This is a genomic window from Photobacterium sp. GB-56, assembly GCF_003026105.1.
Taxonomy (GTDB): domain Bacteria; phylum Pseudomonadota; class Gammaproteobacteria; order Enterobacterales; family Vibrionaceae; genus Photobacterium.
Map to the genome: position 1 here is coordinate 24234 of NZ_PYNW01000023.1, position 10983 is coordinate 35216.

Consider the following 10983-nt stretch of genomic DNA (forward strand, 5'->3'; position numbering starts at 1 on the left):
TGCTCTATACACTCCAGCGTTTTCTTCTCTATACAAAAACGGCAACAATAAGTAAGCATTAAAATACCTTACTGAAAAAAGAATTTAGAAAGGGCTTTGAACGTCATGTTCAAAGCCCTTTTGCTATATACCCTCTACCACTCAATCTTTGGCCTGACGTTTTTTAATCACGACAGCGTAAGTGTAATTAAGACGAAAAAAAACACCGCGCAAAGGCGATGTTTTTTTAAAATATATTCATTAATTAGTGATGATGGTGGTGATCATGACCACAACTACAGCTTGGCGCAATCACACTTTGAATTTGCGTAAGCGTAATTTGTTTTAGCAACTCTTCAGTGCTGATAGTGTTTAGTAAATGCATGTTTTCTGCATTCACAGCCATCACATCTTCGATTTCACGCTGCTTGTTAACCACATCAATTAATTTATGGCTAACTTCTGCTGGCAATGAAAACTCACGGATCACTTTCATTTCATTGCTTTGTGTATCAACAGCCATCATGTTTAATGTTAATGAAGCTGTATCTTCAGCAGGTTGTGCAAAAAACTCATTAGGGATCACCGCAGCATTAAACTGAATATCAAACGCCAGATCACCGAGTTTTAGTACCACTAAACAACCGCCATTTTCAGTGCTTAATACACCAAACTCAGCACCTGATTCAGCAAGCAGTTGTTGTTCATCTTCAGTAATGTTCTCTAAACCAAGAAAAACAACATTCGTCATATCATTGCGGAACATTTCCAGAACAGCACCATCTCCCGCTGCAAATGGATGATTTTCAATAATTTGACCAACGTGAAAATGATTATGATGTTGTTCTGTCATAGCAAACCTCAATAAATTGGTAACGTTATAATTAAGCTAAAGCAATAAATACAACATATTGTTTAATGTCATCATTATAACCATTACAAAGAAAAACATAATCCCTACCAAAGCAAAAACACTATTACATATAAGTAATAATATTGCGCAAATGAGAAGAATATCTAGAACCTCTAGAATAATGAGTCAAATACCCATCACAGTATAATCGTCATAACACACTAATTTTTATTAATTTGTTAAATCATAACGTTTACTAAACACATAAAAATCAGAATAAAATCAAAAAACATTTACATAATTAACCATTTTTTACCAGTCAACTATTCCATGCTTTATTAAAAGAATGTAATCTCTCCCTCCCTAAATATGGAAAACCAGTGAATAGTTATTCTCACAGGGTCTATAGAGGGTATTCCTATTTATTCGGCAGTTTCTATCAGTAGGTTGTAAATCAAGATGCATAACCAAGCAGTAGCACCACCTAAAAACACCTTAAACACCTGGCTAATGTTCATTATCCCATCATTAATTGGTGTCTTTCTTTTTATGGCACCGATTAATTTTAATGGTGACATTACAATCCCTATCGCTGTTTTAGCGAAAACTATTCAAGCGCAGTTCGAACATTCACTGACATCGATTGTGACAGGCGTGATCAGCTTTACAGCTATCATGTCGATCATCACTAAAGTGTTTAAGCCAGGGTTTATTACACGCAATGGTTTTTTAAATGGCTTACTAAACCCATCACCAATGTGGTTTGTGGTTCAACAGCTTGGTGCTATCTTTGCTGTTATGGCGTACTTTAATATTGGCCCTGTAATGTTTCGTAACGACGCGACAGGCGGTCTTGTATTAAACGATTTACTACCTGTTCTATTCTCAGTATTTATTTTTGCCGGTTTGCTACTGCCGCTTCTACTCAATTTTGGTCTACTGGAATTTTTCGGCACTTTATTTACTCGTATCATGCGTCCGATTTTTGGTTTGCCTGGCCGTTCATCCGTTAACTGCATTGCATCTTGGTTAGGTGATGGCTCGGTAGGCGTATTATTGACCAGTAAGCAATACGAATCGGGAATGTACACCCAACGTGAAGCGGCCATTATTGGTACAACCTTTTCAGCGGTATCTATTACCTTTAGCTTAGTCGTGATCGCGCAAGTTAACTTAGAGCACATGTTTGCACCGTTCTACTTAACGGTATGCCTTGCTGGTCTTGTCGCGGCAATTATTGTGCCTCGTCTACCGCCACTATCACGTAAGAAAAACATCTACATTGATGGCACAACAGAGAGTCAACATGATGAAAATGTGCCACAAGGTCACAACGTTTTCTCTTACGGTTTACACCAAGCACTAAAGAAAGCAGCTGAAGTTAAAAGTATTCCAGCAATTGCGTTAGATGGTGTGAAAAATGCCGTAGATATGGTGTTTGGCGTACTGCCTGTTGTAATGGCTATTGGTACTATTGCACTGGTGATAGCAGAGAACACACCACTGTTTGATTACCTTGGCATGCCATTTATTCCGTTCTTAGAATTGCTGCACATTCCTGAAGCGGAAGCAGCATCAAAGACGATTGTGGTAGGTTTTGCAGATATGTTCTTGCCATCTATTTTGGCGTCGACCATTGAAAGCGATATGACCCGTTTCATCATCGCAGCAATGTCAGTGACACAACTTATCTACATGTCTGAAATTGGTGCACTGCTTATCGGTAGTAAAGTACCTGTTAAAGCGTGGGAGCTATTTGTAATTTTCATCCTACGTACACTAGTAACTTTGCCTGTAATTGCAGGCATGGCACACCTACTGTTCTAAAATTTGAGTTTCACTGATAAAAAAGGCGACCATTGGTCGCCTTTTTTATTATCAAAATATTGATACAGCTAAGGCATTAGAATTAACACCAACTAGCAATTTCGTTAATTCCATCGCATTTTATAAAATCCAATATTCATCATAAGAATAAGCACTTTTTTGCCATTGATTTTATTTTCCTCAATTGCAAACATGTCAACAAGCCAAATCTAACCAACTGTTTTTAATGTTATTTACGGCTTATTAACCATGCATATTGTTTAAAGGGAATCGATATAATGCAATTCAAACTATCTATTGTTGCAGCATCACTTCTTGCGACGCTTACTCTTACAGGCTGTAACGACGATTCATCTTCAACGCCAACAGTACCAGATGTTGAAAATCCATCTCCTGAGACAGGCAACCCTGACACTGGTAAGCCAGATACAGGCAATCCAACACCAGTTACAACAGGTCAATTTATTGATGCTAAGGTACAGGGCTTAGATTACGTTATCGGTACGAAAGCAGCACAAACAGATGCAGAAGGTAACTACGAGTTAGGTGCAGAAAATGGCACTATTAGTTTCTATATCGGTGGCAAAGACGGTCTATTAATTGGTTCAGTTTCTGGTCGTGCAGTTACAACCCCATTTGAAGCAGCTGGTACCTACGAGCGCTCTATTAACCTTGCACGTTTACTACTAACCATTAACGAACACAATGATGATTCAACCATTATCATCCCTTCACTGATCAAAGATAACCCAAGTACTGATATTCAAGCTGCACTAGCGAAAATTACCTTGGATGATGGTTACTTTGAAAAATCAGTTGAAACACTATTAACCCTGCTAGATTCAAAAGCGCTTGTAGCTGCTGCTGATGCTCAAAAGCACATGCAAGCATCTTTAAACCCAGAACAATTACAACGTGGTTCTGATGAAGTATTAACACAATGGGCAAAAGGCTCTAACCAAATTATTATTCATCGTAGTGCCAACCTACGCGTTAAAAATAGCAGCGATGAAACATTTAAAACGGTTATTCATCAAGACCAACAAAACGGTAAGTACGTTGGTGGCTTAAGCTTAATGAACTACAAGTTGACTGATGATCAATTTATTATTCTTGCTGGTTCTAACGACTCAACCATCGAAAAAACAAGCACTTTACCAAGCTTTGTTTATGAGATGACTAATAAGGCGGAAGCTTATACTGAAAATGAAATGATGCCTTGGTCTGAAATTGAAACAATGGGCTCTCCATACGCTTGTATGACTGCAAAAAACTGTAGTGAGCGCTTATTAACTCAAGCTAACCTTGAATACATTGAGCGTCAAGATGGCGACCATAAACAAAAAGAAGCACAGTCAGGTACATACGATCCAGTAACTCAGGTTTACACTCAAATTCGCAGCAAAGAATACCTAGATGGTTATTACGCAGGACGAATCAGTGAATCCATCGAATTCTTCTATCCTGTAGCGGATGCAAAAACAGATCGCTTTGTTGACTTCACAGGAACATGGACCGCTAAAGAAACGCGTCCTGATTGTCATGATGTAGCAACATCTAACTTAACGTTTGGTGAGAATACAATCACACTAACAGGCCAAGAGTTTATAGGTAAATGCGATATTACTGATGGCATAAACGAAACGATCACATACGAAGACTTTGCAAAGATGGACTTCTGGTGGTTTGGTACCAACGATAAAGTATCTACAGCAACACTAGATCAGCTAAACACAACAGTACGTTGGAATGACAAAGATACTGGTGAGACAACCGATAACTTCAAGATCAACCGCTTTAGCTACATCCCAGCAGGTAAAGCATGGGATAAAGGCGTACTTGTTCGTGATACGTTAAGCGATAATGGTGCCAAAGTTGCTACTATTACGATGAAAAAATCGTAACAGCACCTAATAAAAAAGGCGACCAATGGGTCGCCTTTTTATTATCTAAACATCAAGCTATTAGCCTTTATAAATCTTCGGGTTAAACACGTCCCGTAACCAATCACCTAACAAGTTGATTACCAGTACTAATACCACCAGCAAAATACCGGGGAAGACAGTGATCCACCACGCGCCAGAGAAGATATATTTAAAGCCGATACTGATCAGTGAACCCAATGATGGCTGATCTACCGGTAAACCTAAGCCTAAGAATGACAAGGCCGCTTCTGACATAATGGCGTTCGCCACCTGTACCGTTGAGATCACTAAGATCGGTGATAAACAGTTTGGCAGAATATGACGGAACATAATACGTGGCGCTCTAAAGCCCATGACTTTTGCCGCTTCAACATACTCTTTCTTTTTCTCGGCTAATACCGAAGCTCGCACTGTACGTGCATACTGAGGCCATTCAGCAATACCAATGATCATCACCAGCATGATCACCGCATATTGCGCATAGGTTTCAGCACCTAATGCGGTACGAAAAATCGCAGAAACGATGATCGCCACCATCATGGTCGAGAATGACAACTGCACGTCGGCAATACGCATCAAGAAACTATCAACACGGCCACCATAATAACCCGCAGTTAAGCCAATCACGATCCCCAGTGTCATTTGCAGTGCAACAGCAAGTAAACCAATCGTTAGTGATAAACGCGCACCATAAAGCATGGTCGATAAAATATCACGGCCTTGATCGTCGGTACCAAGTAAGAAATTCTCATCACCATCTTCCATCCATGATGGCGGTAACTCTGAATCCATAATATCTATCGACGCTAAATCATACGGATTACTCGGCGCTATAAACGGTGCAAACAATGCCGTGGTGGCAAACGTTAGAAAGACAGCGAAGCACACCATCGCCACTTTGTCTTTCTTAAAATAATACAAAATATCGGAGTTTTTAAAACGCTCCCAACGGCTTGGTGCAGCTAGTGTATTACTCATGACTTACTCTCCCTTGCCAGTCAGGTTTACAGTCGGGTTAACCAATCCATAGAGCAAATCGACGATGGTATTAGTTACAACAAAGATCAAGCCAACAAAAATCACGTAAGCTGTGATAAGTGGGGTATCAACACGGTTAATGGCATCTAAAAACAGTAATCCTGTGCCTGGCCATTGGAATACACTTTCAGTCAAAATGGTGTAAGCAATCATGGTACCGATCTGCACCCCGCCAACCGTTAATACCGGCAGCATGGTGTTTTTTAAGGCGTGTTGGTAGTAGACCTTTTTCATCGGTAGCCCTTTCGCTTTCGCAAACTTAATGTATTCAGAGCTCAACACTTCTAACATTTCAGAGCGCACTAAACGAATAAACAACGGCAACATAATCGACGCTAAGGCAACACATGGCAGCACAAGGTGCTTTAAGCCATCAAGGGTAAAGAACCCCGACTCCCAACCTAAATAGTTGGCGGTTTCACCTCGACCAAACGAAGGTAACCAACCTAGCTCAATAGAAAAGACGTACATCAACATAATGGCAGTTAAGAAAACGGGAATTGATATACCAATACTACTGAACGCCATAATGGCTTTGGTTAAGAAACTATTGGGATGAATCGCGGAGTACACGCCAAGCGGAATAGAGACCAAGACAATAATAATTGTGGCACCAAAAACTAACTCTAAGGTGGCAACTAACTTGTCTAAAATCACCTCTGTGGCAGGCTTTTTAAAGGTATAAGACGTGCCAAGATCGCCTTGTACCGCATTAGCTAAAAATCGGCTGTATTTGGTGATAAACGGATCGTTAAGTCCTAAATCATCACGTAATTGTTGTCGTTCTGCTTCTGATACAGATTGCCCCACCAACTCTCGTAATGGGTCGCCAAGGTTATCTTGGATGGCAAAGGCCACCAAACTGATCACAAACATCACTATCAGTGCCTGATACAGGCGCTTGACCAGAAACGTAAACATTCCCTGCCCCTTCTCTTTCTTCCTGAAAAAGTGCCGGAGCAAGCTCCGGCACTGTCGCTTTCGCTATAACATTACTTACTTTTCATCGACCACAAGATCGCCAAAGTAAGGCTGTTCCATTGGGTTAACAATATCGGCCGCGTGTACATTTGAACGCGCGCCCCATGCAAGGCTCTGCCAATGCAGTGGGACAAACGCCGCTTCGTTGTACAACGTCGCTTCTACCTTCTGTAGCATGACTTTACGTTTGGCTTGATCGGTTTCTACGTTCGCCGCTTCAATCAACTTATCGACTTCAGGGTTAGAGTAAAAACCACAGTTGTACTGACCTTGACCTGTTTCTTCATTACGCGTCATGGTTAGGAACTCTGTCATGTTCGCTGAATCTTCAGTATCGGCATGCCAACCAATCATCATCATGTCTGCCGCACACTTATCAAACTCAGGCCAATATTGCGCTTTTGGCATGGTCTTGAGATCGACTTTCACGCCAATTTTAGACAGCATCGCCGCTACCGCTTGCGCTACTTTTGCATCGTTCACATAACGGTTATTCGGTGCCATCATGGTTAATGTAAAACCGTCGGCATAGCCCGCTTCTTTCATTAATTCTTTGGCTTTTTTCACATCATAACGCGGTACTAAATCAGCATTGTAACCTTGGTATCCCACTGGGCTCTGTTGACCTGCCGTAGTCGCAAAGCCTTTCATGATTTTCTTCACAATGCCTTCGTTGTTAATCGCATGTACAATCGCTTGACGTACGCGCACATCTTTCAACGCTTCATTGCTGTTCTGGTTCATTTGGAACGTGATAATACGGGTACCCGGTAGTGTCACCAGATCAACATCTTTTGCTTCTTTCAAACGTTTATGATCATTAGGTGCAACGTGATCAATCATATCAACACCACCAGAAAGCAACGCTGCAAGACGTGTTGCATCTTCTTTGATAGGCAATAGTGTTAGCTTATCTACATTACCTTTTGACGCTTTATCCCAGTAATTTGCATTACGGGTAAATTCAACTTTTACCCCTTGCTCACGCTCTGTAACGATAAATGGACCGGTACCTGAAAGATTGGTAGAAGCAAATGAGTTACCGTGTTTCGCAATTTCCGCTTTATCTTTACCTTCAGCGGTTTTCCCTGTGTAGAACTTGCTGTCCATTGGGAAGATGTATGTCGCAGTTTGTAGTACCAGTGGATAGGTTCCTTTCGAGATCAACTCAACCGTGTAGTCATCCACTTTCTTCATTTCAGAATACGGGGCAAAGATCTTTTTAAAGTCTGCCGAATCTTGCAGGCGATTAAATGTCCATACCACATCGTCCGCCGTAAGTGGATTACCCGAATGGAATTTCACCCCTTGACGCAATTTGAAACGGAACGTGTGATCATCAACACGCTCCCAGCTTTCCGCTAGACGCGGCTCAAAATCCATATCTTGGGTAAAACGAACAAGAGGATCGAACACCATATGAGATAGCTGTAGCGTACCGCCTGATAACTGCTCATGCGGATCTAATGAAACAGGATCCGAAGCGTAACCCAGTTTGATTTCTGCAGCAGTAGCACTAAAACTTAACCCCGCGGCAATCAATGCTACGGCTAATTTGCTCTTGATGGTTTTCATTGCATAACTCCTTTATGCACGGGACCTCTCCCGCGAGTAATGTTTGTTGATGTGGACTAAGCGCGCTTTAATCCATTTTGACTAATCCCTTTAAATTCTGGCATTAGTGAAATTAAATGTTGGCTGTATTCATGTTGAGGATCGGTAAAAAGCTGTTCAGTTTTCGCCACTTCCAGCAAAGTACCTTTTTGCATCACCCCAATGCGATCACACATTTGACGGATCACGGGTAAGTCATGGCTGATAAACAGCATGGTTAAATTCAATTCGTCTTGCAGATCTTTAAGTAAATTCAAAATTTGTGCTTGAACAGACACATCCAGAGCTGATGTTGGCTCATCACAGATCAACAATCGTGGACGTGTTGCGAGAGCACGAGCAATAGAAATACGTTGACGTTGACCGCCTGAAAACTCGTGAGGATATTTCACCCCAGAGGCACGTCCTAATCCAACATGATCCAATAAATCATGCACAATTTGACGGGTTTGTGCTTCGTTCTCGGTTAATTTATGAAAACGGATAGGCTCTGCAATAATATCGAAAATACGCATCCGTGGATTCATCGAGGTATAGGGGTTTTGGAAGACCATCTGCATTTGACGACGGAAAGGACGACGGTCAGCTTCACTTTTCAGCGCCGTTAGATCCATTCCTTCAAATGTCACCCGACCTTCATTCGGCGGGTATAAACCAGCAATTACACGAGCAATGGTTGATTTACCAGAGCCAGATTCACCCACTAAGCCAAAGGTTTCACCTTCAAAGACTTGGAAACTGACATCATTATTGGCTTGAACATATTCCCGACGACTTTCAAAGAAAGAATCTTTGGTCACAAAGCGCAAACTCACGTTCTCTACATTCAACAATGGTCCTGAATAATCACGTTGCTCTTGGCGCTGCCCTAACCAATGATTTTTAACATCTAATGGCGGCGTTTCTTCTGCCGCTTCGATATAATTCACCAATGGAAAACGCTGTAATTTAATATCTGAACGTGGAACAGCTGAAATTAGGCTTTGAGTATATGGATGTTCTGGACGGTGTAAAACTTGCTCTGTGGTGCCGAGCTCGACTAAGTCACCGCGATACATTACTGCAACGCGATCAGTCACATTCGAGACAACGCCCATATCGTGAGTAACCAACATACAGCCGACGTTTTTCTCAACACACAACGCACGGATCAACGTCAAAATTTGATCTTGAATCGAAACATCTAACGCTGTTGTAGGCTCATCAGCAATGATTAAATCAGGCTCTCCTGCCAGCGCGATAGCAATCACGACACGTTGGCGCATACCGCCTGAAAACTGGTGAGGGTATTGCTTAATGCGCAATTCCGGTTGCGGAATACCCACCTGCTCCATTAACGTTAATGCACGTTTGTACGCTTCCTGCTGAGTGACTTGTAAATTGGTTACTATAGTTTCAGTGAGTTGTTGTTCAACCGTAAATAGCGGGTTTAGCGATGTCATTGGGTCTTGAAAAATAAACCCTATCTTAGCGCCACGTACCTGACGCATTTGCTCTGGCGTCAGCCCTGAAATTTTTGTCCCATCAAGATACACATCACCCTTAGCGATTTGTCCTGGTGGACTCAATAGATCAATCACCGCATTGCCGACGGTTGATTTACCCGCACCAGATTCACCCACTACGCCGACAATTTCACCGCGCTCAATAGAAAACGACAATGATTTCACCGCAGCATGCACCCCATGGCGGGATGGATATTCTATCCGAAGGTTTTTTACTTCTAATAAAGCCATGACCGACCTCAATTGCTTGGCAGATCCTGCCAATATAAAAACTTGAATCCTTTCCACACCAGAACATTCATCTATGGCATGTCGGCCTATCAATCTGTCAAATATTTTACACAAAAGCAACATTTCAAAGCAAAAAACTATAATAAATGTGAATTATCGAATAATTATTCACTTTTACTTATCGGCAAAACTATATCCACCTAAATATATTTTCAATGCAAAACACCCACAAAAACAGCGATATCATGCAAAATCATCAAAATAATCACTATTTCCTAAAAAAACAAAAGACAAGTTATGAATAATTTATCACTAACAACAACTACCACGATTTACATAATCACAACATCAACTGCTTTCATAAAAATACACAACAGTAACAACCAAAAATTTTAATTTACTAGATATATAAGTGGATAATTACAAATTTATTAAAATCTATCACCACATAAAATCAGATTGGCGACGAAGAAAACCTACGATTACGATACAGCTCCTTCATTAGGAACGATAAAAAGCGAAGCTCTAACATCAGGGAATCCTCCACCTCTCTGGCCCCAATCAACAACACTGAGCGACTTTTACTTTTCTATAGGCGAAAAAAAACCGCATCTTTCGATACGGTTTTCTTAATGATGGTCGGTGAAGAGCAAGGTTCTAATATCAGGGAACCCCCGACCCTTGGCGCTCTAATCAATAACACTGAGCGACTTAAGCTTTTCTATAGACGAAAAAAAACCGCATCTTTCGATACGGTTTTCTTAATGATGGTCGGTGAAGAGCAAGGTTCTAATATCAGGAAACCCCCGACCCTTGGCGCTCAAATCAATAACACTGAACGACTTAAGCTTTTCTATAGACGAAAAAAAACCGCATCTTTCGATACGGTTTTCTTAATGATGGTCGGTGAAGAGCAAGGTTCTAATATCAGGGAACCCCCGACCCTTGGCGCTCTAATCAATAACACTGAGCGACTTAAGCTTTTCTATAGACGAAAAAAAACCGCATCTTTCGATACGGTTTTCTTAAT

The 10983-nt window shown here is 41.2% G+C and carries 8 protein-coding genes; 3 read left to right on the forward strand and 5 right to left on the reverse strand.

The genetic code is table 11. The features are described from left to right. Positions 1-244: 244 nt before the first annotated feature. Positions 245-832, reverse strand: coding sequence for a hypothetical protein (locus C9J42_RS19780; protein WP_107208560.1), 588 nt, complete (start codon positions 830-832; stop codon positions 245-247). 459 nt (positions 833-1291) lie between these two features. On the opposite strand from C9J42_RS19780, the gene C9J42_RS19785 reads away from it, so the two are divergent. Together C9J42_RS19785 and C9J42_RS19790 are read left to right on the forward strand one after the other, a co-directional pair. Beyond that, the gene (locus C9J42_RS19785; RefSeq protein ID WP_107208559.1) at positions 1292-2659 is read left to right on the forward strand and encodes a YjiH family protein; all 1368 of its coding nucleotides are present in this window, start codon (positions 1292-1294) and stop codon (positions 2657-2659) included. 278 nt (positions 2660-2937) lie between these two features. Then, on the forward strand, positions 2938-4563 hold the full coding sequence (locus C9J42_RS19790; RefSeq protein ID WP_107288077.1) for a chromosome partitioning protein ParA: 1626 nt from the start codon (positions 2938-2940) through the stop codon (positions 4561-4563). Positions 4564-4623: 60 nt separating this feature from the next. Here the strand turns inward: C9J42_RS19790 and C9J42_RS19795 are convergent, their stop codons facing one another. From C9J42_RS19795 to C9J42_RS19810, 4 genes are all read right to left on the reverse strand, one after another. Beyond that, positions 4624-5562 carry an ABC transporter permease gene (locus C9J42_RS19795; protein WP_006647518.1) on the reverse strand — a complete coding sequence of 313 codons (939 nt, stop codon included), beginning with the start codon at positions 5560-5562 and terminating at the stop codon, positions 4624-4626. A gap of 3 nt (positions 5563-5565) precedes the next feature. Then, positions 5566-6543, reverse strand: coding sequence for an ABC transporter permease (locus C9J42_RS19800; RefSeq protein WP_005372184.1), 978 nt, complete (start codon positions 6541-6543; stop codon positions 5566-5568). 75 nt (positions 6544-6618) lie between these two features. Then, positions 6619-8178 (reverse strand): ABC transporter substrate-binding protein, encoded by a 1560-nt coding sequence (locus C9J42_RS19805; protein WP_107208557.1) that lies wholly within the window; start codon positions 8176-8178, stop codon positions 6619-6621. Between the two features lie 56 nt (positions 8179-8234). Continuing rightward, positions 8235-9953, reverse strand: coding sequence for an ABC transporter ATP-binding protein (locus tag C9J42_RS19810; protein ID WP_107208556.1), 1719 nt, complete (start codon positions 9951-9953; stop codon positions 8235-8237). Between the two features lie 632 nt (positions 9954-10585). Here C9J42_RS19810 and C9J42_RS19815 point away from each other — a divergent pair. Next, the coding region (locus C9J42_RS19815) for a hypothetical protein (RefSeq protein ID WP_146144308.1) at positions 10586-10983 on the forward strand (398 nt) is incomplete at its 3' end.